At 62.9% G+C, this 14,206-nt stretch carries 12 protein-coding genes and 2 riboswitches; of the genes, 6 read left to right on the plus strand and 6 right to left on the minus strand.

The window, feature by feature from the left end:
- Window positions 1–544: 544 nt before the first annotated feature.
- The gene (locus LG367_RS13705; protein WP_226469821.1) at window positions 545–1,024 is read right to left on the minus strand and encodes a VOC family protein; all 480 of its coding nucleotides are present in this window, start codon (window positions 1,022–1,024) and stop codon (window positions 545–547) included.
- Between the two features lie 243 nt (window positions 1,025–1,267).
- On the opposite strand from LG367_RS13705, the gene LG367_RS13710 reads away from it, so the two are divergent.
- Entirely contained in the window at window positions 1,268–1,639 is a 372-nt protein-coding gene (locus LG367_RS13710) for a VOC family protein (protein WP_226469822.1), read from the plus strand.
- Between the two features lie 110 nt (window positions 1,640–1,749).
- On the opposite strand, the gene LG367_RS13715 is transcribed toward LG367_RS13710, so the two are convergent.
- The 3 genes from LG367_RS13715 to LG367_RS13725 all read right to left on the minus strand — a co-directional run bounded on the left by LG367_RS13715 (window position 1,750) and on the right by LG367_RS13725 (window position 6,031).
- Window positions 1,750–3,702, minus strand: coding sequence for a CocE/NonD family hydrolase (locus LG367_RS13715; RefSeq protein WP_226469823.1), 1,953 nt, complete (start codon window positions 3,700–3,702; stop codon window positions 1,750–1,752).
- A 239-nt stretch (window positions 3,703–3,941) separates the two neighbouring features.
- The gene (locus LG367_RS13720; RefSeq protein WP_226469824.1) at window positions 3,942–4,709 is read right to left on the minus strand and encodes a LytR/AlgR family response regulator transcription factor; all 768 of its coding nucleotides are present in this window, start codon (window positions 4,707–4,709) and stop codon (window positions 3,942–3,944) included.
- On the minus strand, window positions 4,706–6,031 hold the full coding sequence (locus tag LG367_RS13725) for a sensor histidine kinase (RefSeq protein ID WP_226469825.1): 1,326 nt from the start codon (window positions 6,029–6,031) through the stop codon (window positions 4,706–4,708). The genes LG367_RS13720 and LG367_RS13725 overlap by 4 nt, the downstream gene beginning before the upstream one ends.
- Here LG367_RS13725 and LG367_RS13730 point away from each other — a divergent pair.
- Together LG367_RS13730 and LG367_RS13735 are read left to right on the plus strand one after the other, a co-directional pair.
- Complete coding sequence (locus LG367_RS13730; protein ID WP_226469826.1) at window positions 6,030–6,359, plus strand: hypothetical protein; 330 nt, start codon at window positions 6,030–6,032, stop codon at window positions 6,357–6,359. The two genes, LG367_RS13725 and LG367_RS13730, sit on opposite strands and share 2 nt — an antisense overlap.
- A 142-nt stretch (window positions 6,360–6,501) precedes the next feature.
- The gene (locus LG367_RS13735; RefSeq protein ID WP_226469922.1) at window positions 6,502–6,843 is read left to right on the plus strand and encodes a cupin domain-containing protein; all 342 of its coding nucleotides are present in this window, start codon (window positions 6,502–6,504) and stop codon (window positions 6,841–6,843) included.
- Between the two features lie 42 nt (window positions 6,844–6,885).
- On the opposite strand, the gene gcvP is transcribed toward LG367_RS13735, so the two are convergent.
- Entirely contained in the window at window positions 6,886–9,789 is a 2,904-nt protein-coding gene (gcvP, locus tag LG367_RS13740) for an aminomethyl-transferring glycine dehydrogenase (protein ID WP_226469827.1), read from the minus strand.
- Between the two features lie 83 nt (window positions 9,790–9,872).
- A riboswitch (glycine riboswitch) is annotated at window positions 9,873–9,994 on the minus strand.
- Between the two features lie 2 nt (window positions 9,995–9,996).
- Window positions 9,997–10,099, minus strand: a riboswitch (glycine riboswitch).
- Window positions 10,100–10,271: 172 nt separating this feature from the next.
- On the opposite strand from gcvP, the gene LG367_RS13745 reads away from it, so the two are divergent.
- Together LG367_RS13745 and LG367_RS13750 are read left to right on the plus strand one after the other, a co-directional pair.
- Entirely contained in the window at window positions 10,272–10,730 is a 459-nt protein-coding gene (locus tag LG367_RS13745; RefSeq protein ID WP_226469828.1) for a VOC family protein, read from the plus strand.
- Window position 10,731: 1 nt separating this feature from the next.
- Window positions 10,732–11,982 carry a multidrug effflux MFS transporter gene (locus tag LG367_RS13750; protein WP_319004026.1) on the plus strand — a complete coding sequence of 417 codons (1,251 nt, stop codon included), beginning with the start codon at window positions 10,732–10,734 and terminating at the stop codon, window positions 11,980–11,982.
- Window positions 11,983–11,999: 17 nt separating this feature from the next.
- Here the strand turns inward: LG367_RS13750 and LG367_RS13755 are convergent, their stop codons facing one another.
- On the minus strand, window positions 12,000–12,932 hold the full coding sequence (locus tag LG367_RS13755; protein ID WP_226469829.1) for a LysR family transcriptional regulator: 933 nt from the start codon (window positions 12,930–12,932) through the stop codon (window positions 12,000–12,002).
- Between the two features lie 142 nt (window positions 12,933–13,074).
- Here LG367_RS13755 and LG367_RS13760 point away from each other — a divergent pair, with 142 nt between their 5' ends.
- A complete protein-coding gene (locus LG367_RS13760; RefSeq protein WP_226469830.1) occupies window positions 13,075–14,121 on the plus strand; it encodes an oxidoreductase in 1,047 nt (348 codons plus the stop codon).
- Window positions 14,122–14,206 lie beyond the last annotated feature (85 nt).

Genomic DNA, 14,206 nt, shown 5'->3' on the forward strand with positions numbered 1-14,206 from the left:
CGGGATGCAAGCGCCGCGGAGAGTTTCTGCAATTGCTCTTTGCTCAATGGCTCAACCGGCTTGCGCTCCATCGGGAGTGAAGTGCTGCCAAACTTTGATTCCGCGGGGCCGATAGGATCGAAACAGATCCTTCCACAGTGCTGGCGGCAGAGTGCTCCGTCCTCCCACGCTGTTCCGTCATTGGGACAGATGTAGTAACCCGGTGGCCATTCTTGAGCGGACGCCGGGATGGAGAGGAATGCGGTTGAAAGCACGAACGCGATTGTGGCGAGACGAACAAGCGGTCTAAGCATGGCGACATCCTATGTGCGTTGGTGAGAGTGGCCCGAACCTGGTGCCACATGGCCGATTCTGTAATGGCCACAAACCGCGGATGCATAAGATAATCACAAATCAGATGTCGGAGATTGCGATGCCGATTGGCGATGTATGAGCGGGTAGGGTGGGAGGCTTCTCAGGTGTTTTCACAAGGATCGGTTGCGCCTGGGGAAGCGCAGTCATCAGGAAGACCAAAGCCGCTTAGAGTGAGCCAGCATCGGGAGCATTAGCCGCGCCGAGCTGCTTCGATCGCCGCGATATCGATCTTTGTCATCTCCATCATGGCGTCGAATGCGCGCTTGGCTGCCGCTCGATCAGGATCGGTGATCGCGTCCATCAGAACGCGAGGCGTGATCTGCCACGACAGTCCCCATTTGTCCTTGCACCAGCCGCACGCACTTTCCTGGCCGCCGTTTCCGATGATCGCATTCCACAAGCGGTCCGTTTCGGCCTGATCGTCGGTCGCAACCTGGAACGAGAAGGCCTCGGTGTGCTTGAACGCCGGCCCGCCGTTCAAGCCGAGACAAGGAATGCCCATCACGGTGAACTCGACCGTCAAGACATCGCCCTGCTTGCCGTCGGGATAGTCACCAGGTGCGCGATGGACCGCTCCCACCGCGCTGTCCGGGAACGTCTTGGCGTAGAACTCCGCGGCGTCCAGTGCGGTGCCGTTGTACCAGAGACAAATCGTGTTCTTGCTGACCATCTCAGTTCTCCTATGCTCGACGGTTGCGTGCGTTCAAATTGCGCAGTAATTGGACTGCTTCGACGCTTGCGTGCCAAGGTGGCACGACTGCACGATCGCTCCGTGGCGCAGAAGCGGCGGCGCAGATCGGATCGCGGTGGCCATTCTGCTCCTGATGCCTGCTTTAAGGCTATATTTAGCGTTAAGCGGCTCAACAAACTGGGGACTACAGTGGCAAGGATTACCGGGATCGGTGGAGTCTTCTTGAAGTGCAAGGGCGATAGCGCCGCGCTGGCGGCGTGGTATCAAAAGCACTTGGGCATGCAACTGGAAAGTTTTGGTGGCGCCGTGCTCAGATGGCCGGATGACAAGGCTGAAGACCAAGGCCTCACCGTGTGGCATCTTGCGAGTCATGACAGCCAATGGTTCAGTCCGAGCGACTCGGCCTTCATGATCAATTATCGGGTCGATGACCTCGATGAAATGCTTGCGCAACTGCGAGCGGCCGATGTGGCGGTGATCGCGGGCCCAGAGTCACACGAGAACGGCAAGTTCGCGTGGATCATGGACCCGGATGGAAACAAGGTGGAGCTTTGGGAGCCGATGCTCTGGGACGACAAGAACAAGGGTGCCTGAAGCCATTGCCCGTGTCGTCTGACAATTCATTCAAGCCGACGCCACTTCGTGGCGCGGTTTGATTCAGGCGTTGTGGATGTCTGTCCTATCGGGACCGGGTATCCAAAGTCTTAGCCCTCCTTTTCGCCAACACTCACATTCGCCAGCTCGCCACCACCCGGCACGACGGTGATGCTGATCTGCGAAGGATTCCGGGCGTCGTGGTGAACCGTGTTGTGCGCGACCACGCTCTCGGTCTCGTCGTAATTGTTGCCGCCCGTGTTCAAATTGCGATCGAAGCGCGGGAAGTTGCTGCTGGAGATCGCTACCCGCAGCTTGTGTCCTGACTTGAAGTAATTGCTGGTGTCGATCGGCTGGAACGTGACCTTGTAGATATTGTCCGGTTGCATCCATGCGAGCGGCTTGTCGTAGCCGTCTCGATAACGCATGCGCTGGATGTTCTCCGTAATGTTGTAGGCCTTGCCGTCCGGATGCACGTCGATGATCTGGAAGGTGAAATCCGTGTCCTTGGCGCTTGAGGACACGTATAGCGTCACCGTGATCGGCCCGCTGACTTCCACGCCTTCCTTGAAGGGTTCCGTGTCGTAGACCAGGATGTCGTTGCGCGTCTCATGAGCGCGTTGGTCGAACGCCCCGAATTTCACCGCATTGCCTTGGCAGCAGCCCCCGCCGCCGAAAGTCGGTACGGGGTTCGAAGGGTCATAAACAATGGTATCCGGTCGGTCCTCGGTGTCGGGCTGCGACGTCAGCTTGCCGTCGCCGTACAGCGTGTTCGCCTTGCCGCCGCTGCTGAAGTGATAGGTGCGTGTCTCCGCGCCCTTCGGTGGCCAGGTGGAGGATTTCCGCCACTTGTTCTCGCCCATCACGTAGTAGAGCACCTTCGGCTGTTTCTTCAGCAGGCCGTTGTTCTCGCCTTTCAGGAAGTGATCGAACCAGCCATAGACCAGATTGTCGTAGTCGAGACGTGGGTCGCCCACGCTCAAGTCGCCGATCTTCGTCTCCTCCGTGTCGCGCGTGTATCCGCAATGCAACGAAGGCGAAATCACCGCGTACTGCTGCTCCGCGATGTCTTGGGGGGCGGTGCGGCGCACCCAGTTGTATGCCGCGAGATTCGGTGAGACCGATACGTCGTACCAGCTCATGAACCATAGCCCCGGCCGATTGACCTTCATGCCTTCGTGCCACAGACCGCCCTTGCGCCAAGCCGGATCGTTGGGCATGCGCGCGACCATGTTGCCGCCGGTCGGGATCGGCATCGGATCGGCAAACATGCCCGACGGGCCGTCCACGGATTTCAGGATGTCCTTCAAGGGCAGGTGCCGGAATGCCTTTTCCCAATCCACGTATGGCGTCAGCGGTTCCAGATCGAACATCTTCGATGCACGGATCAATTCGCTTTGCGGTGTGTTCGGCGGAAATACCGGCCGCACCTGGTTCTGCTGGTCATACAGCCAAGAAAGGAACAGCAGTTGCACGGCGCCACCGCGATACCAGTTGCCTTGTTCCCAGTAGGGGCCGACCTGGCCCACGCCAGCACCGAAGCCCTGGACATTGAAAGTGGTGAAGGCGGGATCGTCTTCCGAGACCACCGCCAGTTGCCATTCCGCGGTCGACGAGCAGCCGGTGGTACCGATCTTGCCGTTGGACCAGGGTTGCGAAGCCAGCCAGCGGATCGCATCGACGCCGTCGCTGACCGGCGCGCCCAGGATTTCGTAGTTGCCTTCGGAAAAGAAGTGGCCGCGCTCGTTCATCTCGACGTAGGCGTAGCCGCGCTTCACCGCTGCCAATTCGTCGCTCATGTCGTTCGGCGCGCCCAGCCTTACGTTCCAGAAATTGAAGTTGTATGGCGTGCGCACGAAGATGATCGGCACCTTGCCCTTGGCATTCTTGGGGCGGTAGATGTCGGCGGCCATGTGTTTGCCGTCGCGCATCGGCACCATGACCTTACGTTCGACGATGGCGATGTCCTGCAGCTGTTTCTCGGCATCGTTGCGCTGTTGGATCAGTTTGGCATTGGCGCTTTGCTGTTGCGCCAAAGCCGGTGCGCCGGCGGTCAGAGTCAAGCCAATTGCGGCAGCGGTGTGGACGAAATGCCGGCAAAGAGCAGCGTGTCGCATGCGGGTTTCCCTTCCTGTCCAGGACTGCCGAGTATCCATGATCCGGGCGTTTGAAAAATGTGCCATTTTTCCTGCCTTCGGCGGGCTTCTAGCCGCGTTGATCGCAAGGATCTCATTGGGTCCGGTTGATAGAGAACGAGCCACGAATAGCCGGATCCCAACAGCCAAGCGGATTTCAGGAGTCCTTACTCATTGGGTCGCATTGTCGCCAACCGTAAAAAGGCTTCGTGCTGATAGCGGCTCATGCGCAATTGCTGTCCCGTATCCATGGTGACGACGTGGTGGCCGTTGAACCAGGGATGGATGGTCTTGACCCGACGCACGTTGATGATCGCCGAGCGGTGGATGCGGGCGAAATGACGAGGATCCAGCCGGGTGGCGAGCGTCGTCATGGTCTCGCGCATTTCGTGAACGCGGTCGGCGAGATGAAGTTCGACGATATTGCGATTGGCCTTGATCCAGACGATGTCGTCGACGTTGATGAAAACGACGTGTTCGTCGATGCGAACAGGGATGCGTTCCAGATATTGGTCGCGCTGGCGCAGGGCGTCCAGGGCTTGCAAGATGCGAGCGGAATCGTCGCTGGCGGTTTGCAAGCGCGCCTTCGCGCGCCGCAGGGTCGCGGCGAAGCGGTCGCGGCTGAAGGGTTTGACGAGGTAGTCGACGGCATTGGCTTCGAACGCCCGCACGGCGTATTGCTCGTAGGCGGTGACGAAGATGACGGCCGGCATGCGTTCCGCCCCGATTTCGGCGACGACGTCCAGACCGGTCATCGCCGGCATCTGGATGTCCAGGAAAACCAGGTCGGGTGATTGGCCGCGGATCGCCGCGACCGCGGAGACGCCGTCGCCACATTCGCCAAGCAATGCGATGTCCCGATCCTCGCGCAGCAGTCGCACGATCGCGCGGCGCGCGATCGGTTCGTCGTCGACCACCAGCGCGGTGATGCTCATGCGGTGACGTGCTCCGGCATCTCGTCCGGTTCCTCGAGTTCACGAAAAGGCAATCGGATGCGGCAGGCCACGCCTTCCGGCCAAATCATATCCAGGCGGATTTCCGCATGATCGCCGTACAGTTCCTTCAGACGCAGCCGTGTGTTGGAGAGGCCGATCCCATGACCCGAGGCTGCGCTGTCAGATTCCAGCATGCTGTTGCGATTGCGCACTTCGATGCACAGGACGTCTCCTTCGCGACGACTTTCGATCTCGATACGATCGGCGCCGACGCGTTGACCGATCCCATGACGAATGGCGTTCTCGACAATCGGCTGCAGCATCAGGCTGGGAACGGCGCAATTCAAGGTGTCCGGTGCGACGTAGACCTGGGTGGTGAGGCGGTCCTTGAAGCGATTGCGCTGGATGCCAAGGTAGAGGTCGAGTAGATCCAGTTCGCGTCGCAAGGTGATTTCCTGGCCGTCGTAGTCTTCCAGGAAGGCGCGCAGCAGTTCGCTGAGGCGCAGCAGCATGTCCTCCGCGGACCGTTTGTCCTCGTCGAGCAGGGTGACGATGGCGTGCAACGTGTTGAAGAGGAAGTGTGGTTGCAGCTGCGTTTTCAACACTTGCAGCCGCGATTGCGCGAGTTCGGTGGCGAGATGGCTCGCTTCGACTTCCCGGCGCGATTTCTCCGCCTGGAAATGCAGCGAGTGCTGGAGCAGGACCAATGCCCAGTAGGTCAGCAGGCCGGTGGCCATGTGCTGGCCGATGAATTGCTGGATCTGCTCGAAGAACGAACTCGGTTCGAACAGGATTGAAACGCCGGCTCCGATGATGACGGCGATTACGGTCACACCAATGCCTGCAACCAGATGGAAGCGAATCGCGGACAAGCGTCCAGACGATTGGATCGGATGGCTTGCGGCAAGACGGAATACCAGCGGCGCGAGCGCGGCCCAGGTGTACCACTGGATCATCGACCAGCGCAGATAGACGAACGCCGACCAGACCTGTCCGCCGAGCAATGCGTCGTGAATCATTCTTTGCACGGCAAATGCCAGCACGATCAACGACCACAGTGCGAGGTAGCGGGTCGCGTCTATTTCCATGTCGCCGAGGCGGATCTTCATTGCGTCTTCCCATGTGGGACGCCTCATCGTAAGCGTATGAATCCGTGGATGAAAAGCGCCAAAGGGCATGGCTACGATTCGTGGCGCCGTGACGACGATTCGTCCCGGATTGATTGCCGGCCTTGTCGGAAGCGGGCCAGATGAAGGTGCCGGCGCAAGCGTCAGAAGTCTCTGCGGCCGGTCGTTGATAACCGACCCGGAGGCCGTTGCCATGCGAATGATCGCCGTTTCCTTCCTTGCCCTGTTGTCGCTCGCCGATATCGCGCACGCATATGCAGAGCCGTCTACCCGCTATCTGGAACTGATCAATCGTGCCCGCGACAGCATCGTCTCGCTGGCGATCGCTGATGAGGGAAGCGACGCGTTCCGCGATTTGCCCATCGATACGCCCTTGCAGGGTGGTGGTAACGCAACCACTTTGGCCGTCGCTGGTGAAGCCTGTCGTTACGACATCCGCGTCTCATTCCGGGATGGCAGGTCATCGCTCTACAAAGGCTTCGACGTTTGCCGCTACCGTAGTTTGCGTGTCCGCGCGCCATGAGTGGGCAGGACCGGGCAACATGTTGAAGACTCCCAGTGGCGTTTGTTCGCCATCGCGGGCGGATATCACTGTCTGTCCGCGTTTTTTTGATTCGGCTTTAACGGCTGTCTGCGCATGGTGGGACAAAAGCCAGGAGCGCGACATGCGATACAAGCACTTTCGTTTCGGCAAGGGATTCCGCGTGGCGTTCACCGTGCGCAAGACGCAGGCGGCGGAAATGATCATCGCGCCGGGCGACAGCGAAGGCGGGCCGGACAATCGCCATCGCGGCGCGGACCAATGGCTTTATGTGGTATCGGGAACCGGGCTGGCGATCGTCGAAGGCGCGAGGCAAAAACTTCGCGCGGGAAGTCTGCTGGTGATCGAGCGTGGCGAGCGTCACGAGATCCGTAATGTCGGGCGCACCTTGCTGAAGACGGTCAATATCTACTCTCCGCCGGCCTACCGGAGCGACGAGAATCCGCTTCCGGCGGGAAAGGGTTAACTCTCCGCAAAAAAGAAGGGGCGCCGGAGCGCCCCTTCTGGATCATGCTTCTTCCGCTTCTTCCTTGTACGCGTCTACCGGGATGCAGGCGCACATGACGTTTTTGTCGCCGTAGACGTTATCCACGCGCGCCACCGGCGACCAATATTTCTGCAGCTTGAGCACCGGCAACGGGAAGGCGGCCAGTTCGCGCGGGTAGGCGTGGGTCCACTCGCTGCCCGCCACCATCGTGGCGGTGTGCGGCGCGTTGCGAAGCGGGTTGTCCTCGCGGTCGAGACGCCCATCCTCGATGGCGCGGATTTCCTCGCGGATCTCGATCATGGCGTCGATGAAGCGGTCGAGTTCGTGCAGGGATTCGGACTCGGTCGGTTCCACCATCAGCGTACCGGCCACGGGGAAGCTGAGCGTCGGCGCGTGGAAGCCGAAGTCGATCAGGCGCTTGGCGACGTCCTCGGCGCTGATGCCGGTGCTGTCCTTGAGTGGCCGCAGGTCGAGGATGCACTCGTGCGCGACCAGGCCATTGCGACCGGTGTAGAGCGTCTTGTAATGCGGCGCGAGACGCTTGGCGATGTAGTTCGCGTTGAGCAAGGCCACCTGTGTTGCCTTGCGCAGGCCTGCGGTGCCCATCAGGGTGATGTACATCCAGCTGATCGGCAGGATCGAGGCGGAGCCGAAGCTGGCCGCGCTGACCATGCCGACGTCGCCTTCGCCGCCAAGGGTGCGCGGCAGGAACGGAGCGAGATGCGACTTCACCGCGCACGGGCCGACACCGGGGCCGCCACCGCCGTGCGGAATGCAGAAGGTCTTGTGCAGGTTGAGGTGCGAAACGTCCGACCCCCACTTGCCCGGCTTGGCGACGCCGACGAGGGCGTTCATGTTGGCGCCGTCGGTGTATACCTGACCGCCGTGCTGGTGGACGATGTCGCAGATCGCGACGACGTCTTCCTCGAACACGCCATGCGTGGACGGGTAGGTGATCATCAGCGCGGCGAGTCGGTCGGAGTACTTCTCGGCCTTGGCGCGGATGTCGTCGAGGTCGACGTTGCCGTTGCTGTCGCACTTGGTCACGACCACGGTCATGCCACACATGTGCGCGGATGCCGGGTTGGTGCCATGCGCGGATTCGGGGATCAGGCAGACGTCGCGATGGTTTTCGCCGCGCGAGCGGTGATAGGCGCGAATGGCGAGCAGGCCGGCGAATTCGCCTTGCGCGCCGGAGTTCGGCTGCAGGCTGACGGCATCGTAGCCGGTGCATTCGACCAGCATCGCTTCGAGTTCGTCGATGAGCTGCTTGTAACCTGCGGTCTGTTCGACCGGCGCGAGCGGATGGATGTTGGCGAACTCGGGCCAGGTCACCGGGATCATCTCGGCGGTGGCGTTGAGCTTCATGGTGCAGGAGCCGAGCGGGATCATGGTGCGATCCATCGCCAGGTCCTTGTCGGCGAGCTGGCGCATGTAGCGCAGCAGTTCGTGCTCGCTGTGATGGGTGTTGAAGACCGGGTGCTGCAGGAACGCGCTCTTGCGCGCCGATGTGGCGGGGATCGCGTCGGCGGTGTCGACGTCGAGCGCGTCGATGTCTTCAATTTTCGCGTCGAAGAGACCGGCCAGCACGATCACGTCGCTGCGGGTAGTGGTTTCGTCGAGGCTGATGCTCAAGCTGCCGCCGTCGATGCGGCGCAGGTTGACGCGCTGCGCCTGGGCCTTGGCGTGGATCGCACCGGCGTCGACGCCGGTGACATGCAGCGTGTCGAAGAAATCGTCGCCAACGGTGACGCCGGCCTTGCGCAGCGCGGCGGCCAGGATCGCGGTCAGACGATGCGTGCGGCGTGCGATGCGCGCCAGGCCATCAGGGCCGTGGTAGACGGCGTACATGCTCGCCATCACCGCCAGCAGCACCTGCGCGGTGCAGATGTTGGACGTCGCCTTCTCGCGACGGATGTGCTGTTCGCGCGTCTGCAGCGTGAGGCGATAGGCAGGCTTGCCTTCGGCGTCGATCGAGACGCCGATCAGGCGGCCCGGCATCGAGCGCTTGTAGGCATCTCGGCAGGCCATGAAGCCGGCATGCGGACCGCCGAAGCCGAACGGCACGCCGAAGCGCTGGCTGTTGCCGACGACGATGTCCGCGCCCCATTCGCCGGGCGAGGCCAGCAGGGTGAGGGCGAGCAGGTCGGTGGCGACAGCGACGAGCGCGCCGCGTGCGTGCGCGGCTTCGGTGAGCGCGGCGTAGTCGCGGATCGTGCCGCGCGTGTCGGGATACTGCAGCAGCAGGCCGAAGGCGTCGACGCTGGCGGCCTCGGCGTCGTCGCCGATGTGCAGGACGATGTCGAGCGGTTCGGCGCGGGTCTTGAGCACTTCGATCGTCTGCGGATGCACGCCGTTCGATACAAAGAACACGTCGGACTTCGATTTCGCCGAACGCTTGGCCAGCGTCATCGCCTCGGCGGCGGCGGTGGCTTCATCGAGCAGCGAGGCGTTGGCGATCTCCATGCCGGTGAGATCGGCCACCATGGTCTGGAAGTTGATCAGCGCTTCCATGCGGCCTTGCGAGATTTCCGCCTGGTAGGGCGTGTACGCGGTGTACCAGGCCGGGTTTTCGAGGATGTTGCGCAGGATGACGTTCGGCGTGTGCGTGCCGGAATAGCCCTGGCCGATGAAGCTCTTGAACACCTGGTTCTTGTCGGCGATGGCGCGGATCTTCGCCAGCGCCTCGACTTCGGTGATCGCCTCGGGCAGCGCCAGCGGCGCGGGCGACTTGATCTTGCCCGGCACGATCGCATCGGTCATCGCATCGAGCGAGTCGTGGCCGATCGCGTGCAGCATCTGCGCGATCTCGGCGTCGTTGGGGCCGATATGGCGCTCGACGAAGGCGGAGTGATATTCGAGTTCGCGCAGGGAAGGCGAGGTGCGCTGGGGCGGATTGTGATGGGGCAGGCCGTTGTTCGACATGGCAGGGGTCCGGAAGGGCTTCAGGAACATGACCGACAACGACAGCCGGGCCGATGACGGCCAGGCGTGCGTCGCCGCACGTTGGATGCCCCTCTGTCCTTTTGCCTGAGAGTTTGGAAGCGGTCCGCTTTGGACCCGCCTCGTGCCCCTTCGGCGCCGGTTCCGCGCCTGTGACGGCGGGGTCGGTCTCTCCAGAGTTTGCCGCGTGTGTTGCGTGTGGTCTTTGGGCCTGAGCGATTACGGGCGTTGCGCCTTCGGCAGCGGGTCCGCGCCCCGTCGAGGGCCGGCCCACTTCTCCCACGGGACTGCGGGCGAATTATAGCCTGCGCCAGGGGCGTCCCGGGCCCCAGCCGTCTGGGCGGCGTGACGCGGCCTTTCAGACGGGAATTCGTGCAACGGAACGTCCCAGCCGGGCAGCGGGGCCGGCAATTCTTTAACATATGCGGTCTGCGTTGTTCCTCACGTGTCTTCTCAAGGCCGCCATGTCCGCGCCGCCGCTCCAGGCTCCCTTTCAGCTTCGCCAGATCGACCACATCGTGCTGCGCGTGCGCGACAGCGCGCGCATGCAGGCCTTCTACTGCGCGGTGCTCGGCTGCACCGTCGAACGGCGCCAGGACGAGATCGGGCTGGTGCAGCTGCGGGCCGGACAGTCGCTGATCGATCTGGTGGACGTCGCCGGCAAGCTCGGCCGTGCCGGTGGTGCCGCGCCGGGAGCGGAAGGTCACAATCTCGATCATCTGTGCCTGCGCGTCGAACCGTTCGACCGCGAGGCGATCGTCGCGCACCTGCAGGCGCATGGCGTGCCGGTCGGCGATTTCGGCTCGCGCTACGGCGCCGAAGGCGAGGGGCCATCGCAATATCTGTCCGATCCCGAAGGGAACACGGTCGAGCTGAAGGGGCCGCCGGATACCGCCAGCGCCTCCGTCGCGAATTCCGCCTGACATGACGCCTTCAACGATACCGACGCGACGGCTCGCGGTGCTGCTGGCCGGGCTGGCGATGTTCGGCCCGTTCTCCATCGACACCATCTTCCCGGCGTTCCCACAGATCGGTGCGCAGTTCGGTGCCGACAAGCTGGTGATGCAGCAGACCATCAGCGCCTATCTGATCGCCTATGCGGCGATGAGCGTGATCCACGGTCCGCTGTCGGATGCATTGGGTCGGCGACGGGTGATCCTCACGGGGCTCGTGATCTACGTGATCGCCTCGATCGGCTGCGCATTGGCGACCGATCTGCCGATGCTGCTCGCGTTCCGCGTGCTGCAGGGCCTGTCGGCGGGCGTGGGCCTGATCGTCGGACGCGCGGTGATCCGCGACGTGCTGCACGGCGACGACGCGCAGCGCTTGATGAGCCAGGTGTCGATGATCTTCGGCATCGCGCCGGCGATCGCGCCGATCATCGGTGGCTGGCTGCTTGGCTGGGGCCGCTGGCCGATGATCTTCTGGTTCCTGGTCGCGTTCGCGTTGTTGCTGATCGCGACGACCTCGCTGTGGCTGCCGGAAACACATCCGAAGCAGGCGCGATTGCCGCTGCAGCCAAAGCCATTGCTACGCGGCTATCTGGGGATTTTCGTCAATCCGCGCTTCCAGCGCCTCGCCGCGGCGGGTGCGTTCAACTTCGCCGCGCTGTTCCTGTACATCGCCTCGGCGCCGGCGTTCGTGCTCGATCTGCTGAAATTGAACGAGCGCCAGTTCGCCTGGTTCTTCGTGCCGATGATCGGCGGCATGATGGTGGGTGCATTCCTGTCGGGGCGCGCGGCCGGACGTATCAGCGGTTCGCGGCTGGCCGGTATCGGCTTCGCCTGCTGCGGTGTGGCAGTGACCGCCAACATTCTCTACAACGTGTTCGCGCCACAGCTGAGCGTGCCGTGGGCGGTGCTGCCGGTGATGCTGAATTCCTTTGGCGTCGCGCTGGTGTTCCCGATCCTGACATTGGCAATCCTCGATATGTATCCGCGCCAGCGTGGTTCGGCGTCGTCGTTGCAGGCGTTCACGGGGCTGGCGATGAATGCCCTGGTGGCTGGCGTGCTGTCGCCGTTGCTGAGCGACAACGGATTGCATCTCGCCCTTGGCGCGGCCGTGTTCACCTTGCTCGGATGGCTGTGCTGGCGCTGGGAGATGGTGCGCAAGCATCATCAGGTGCCGGAAGTGCCGGCGGAACCCGCGGCGCTCGAGCCGACGGAGCGTTTGTAGACGCAAACACGGAATCGTCAGCGTTTTCGCGGCGGGCGATTCGCTGGTTTCCTTACAGCCTGACTAGCGTCTTGGCGATGATAAGCATCGAAAACAGCGACGACATGGTCGACGAACGCGCGCACCTTCGGCACATGCTGTCGATCGGGCGGCCACAGCAACCAGTTGTCGTTTTCGTCCTGCGCAACTAGCGCGTCCGCGAGCACGGGTTGCAAGGAACCGTTGGCGAAAGCCGGGAGCGCCGCGTAGCGTGCGATGGCGGCGATGCCGATGCCGGCCAATGCGGACAGCCGCACGGCTTCGGGATCGCTGAGCACGATCGTCTGCGGCACCTCGACACTGCATCCGCTCGATAGGGGCGGCAGCGGCCAGGGACGGATGCGGCCCTTGGTCGGGCTGCGATAGCGGATGCAGCGGTGGTGCGCGAGGTCGGCGGGTGTGTTTGGCGCGCCTTTCTCTTGCAGGTAGCTCGGTGACGCGCACAACAACGAGCGTTCTGGTCCAAGGTTGCGGCCGCGCAGACTGGAATCGGGTGGCGCGACGCCTCCGCGTAGTACCAGGTCGTAGCCTTCGGCGACCAGATCGACCTGGCGGCTGTCGAAATCAATGTCGAGCAGGATGTCGGGATAGGCGCGCATGAATTCGCGCAGCGACGGCAGCACGAGCGCGCGGCCGATGCCGGGTGCGAGGCTGATCTTCAGACGTCCGCGTGGCCCGGCATCCGCGTGCGCGAGCGAGGCTTCCGCCTGCGCGATCGCGTCGAGAATGCGGTCGGCATGTTCGAGCAGGAGCAGGCCGGTTTCAGTGAGGCTGAGCTTGCGCGTGGTGCGCGCGAACAGCGTGGTGCCGAGTCGGTCCTCCATGCGCCGCACCGCCTTCGCCACACCCGAGGGCGTGCCGCCCATGCGTTCGGCGGCCTTGGCGAAGCTGCCGGCGCGCGCGGTCTGCACGAAGGCGACGAGACCGCTGCTGGCGCGGTCACCGAAGACTTAATTCAGGATATTTTGTCGCGAATTATCCGACATGGCGGGTATTCAAGCAGGTATTGGGGACAAATTAGGCTGTTCGAACTTCCCAGGCAAGCCCACCGCCATGAACCGAGAAGTCGCTGCCGCCACCCTGATCGAGTCGGAATCCCGTTCCCGTCTGTTTTCGCCCGCGATGCTGGGACGACTGCGATTGCGCAATCGCGTGGTGATGTCGCCGATGCAGCAATACCAGGGAACCGCCGACGCGAGCGCTACGACGTATCACGCGCACCACTACGCACGCCGTGCTCGTGGTGGTGTCGGGCTGGTGATGGTCGAGTCGACCGCGGTCGCGCCCGAGGGCCGACTGTTCGGCGATGACATCGGTCTCTACAGCGCTGCGCATGTGGCGCCACTGCGCGCGGTGGTCGATGCCGTGCACGCCGAAGGCGCGGCGATCGCGGTGCAGCTCAGCCATGGCGGGCGCAAGTCCTTCCGCGGCGCGGGCGCGCTGCTGGCACCGAGTGCGATCGCTTATGACGACACTTACGGTGTGCCGGAGGCGATGACGCAGGCACAGATCGCGAAGGCCATCGCCGACTACGAACGCGCGACCCGATACGCGCTCGACGCCGGTTTCGACGCCATCGAACTGCATGCCGCGCACGGCTTTCTGGTCCATCAGTTCATGTCGCAGATCAGCAATCATCGCGACGATGAGTACGGCGGCTCGGCGCACAATCGTGGCCGTTTCTTGCGCGAAGTATTCGCGGCGATTCGCGGCGTGGTCGGGCCGGATTACCCGCTGCTGGTACGCGTGTCCGGCAGTGATTTCGATCCGGATGGACTGACGCCCGAGGCGGTGGCGGAACTGCTGCTGCCGTTGCGTGAGCTGGGGCTGCAGGCGGTGGACGTATCGGCCGGTGGCCTGTCGCCGAAGGTGCCTTACGGTATCGGTGTGGAATACCAGGTGCCGTTCGCGTCGACGATCCGCCGCGCGCTGGACGTGCCGACCATCGCCGTCGGCCTGATCCGCGGCGCCGATCGCGCCGAGGCGATCCTGCGCGAAGAACATGCGGACTTCATCGCCATCGGGAGGCCACTGCTGGAGCGTCCCGACTATGCCGATGATCTGTGTCGCGATCTGTCCGGGCGCGCGCTCGCGGCGTGATCCGAAACATGTGCTGACAGGTCGACGATTACTACGCCCAGGCCCGTCATTCCCGCCTTCGCGGGAATGACGAGAGGGTTCCAGA

The sequence above is a fragment of the Luteimonas panaciterrae genome, from assembly GCF_020511115.1.
In the GTDB taxonomy this organism is placed as follows: domain Bacteria; phylum Pseudomonadota; class Gammaproteobacteria; order Xanthomonadales; family Xanthomonadaceae; genus Luteimonas; species Luteimonas panaciterrae.

Coding starts and splice junctions, on each gene's coding strand:
- LG367_RS13705 (WP_226469821.1), bottom strand. CDS start 1,024: ATGGTCAGCAAGAACACGATTTGTCTCTGGTACAACGGCACCGCACTG.
- LG367_RS13720 (WP_226469824.1), bottom strand. CDS start 4,709: ATGAGCATCACCGCGCTGGTGGTCGACGACGAACCGATCGCGCGCCGC.
- LG367_RS13730 (WP_226469826.1), top strand. CDS start 6,030: ATGCGAATGATCGCCGTTTCCTTCCTTGCCCTGTTGTCGCTCGCCGAT.
- LG367_RS13725 (WP_226469825.1), bottom strand. CDS start 6,031: ATGGCAACGGCCTCCGGGTCGGTTATCAACGACCGGCCGCAGAGACTT.
- LG367_RS13735 (WP_226469922.1), top strand. CDS start 6,502: ATGCGATACAAGCACTTTCGTTTCGGCAAGGGATTCCGCGTGGCGTTC.
- gcvP (WP_226469827.1), bottom strand. CDS start 9,789: ATGTCGAACAACGGCCTGCCCCATCACAATCCGCCCCAGCGCACCTCG.
- LG367_RS13745 (WP_226469828.1), top strand. CDS start 10,272: ATGTCCGCGCCGCCGCTCCAGGCTCCCTTTCAGCTTCGCCAGATCGAC.
- LG367_RS13750 (WP_319004026.1), top strand. CDS start 10,732: ATGACGCCTTCAACGATACCGACGCGACGGCTCGCGGTGCTGCTGGCC.
- LG367_RS13760 (WP_226469830.1), top strand. CDS start 13,075: ATGAACCGAGAAGTCGCTGCCGCCACCCTGATCGAGTCGGAATCCCGT.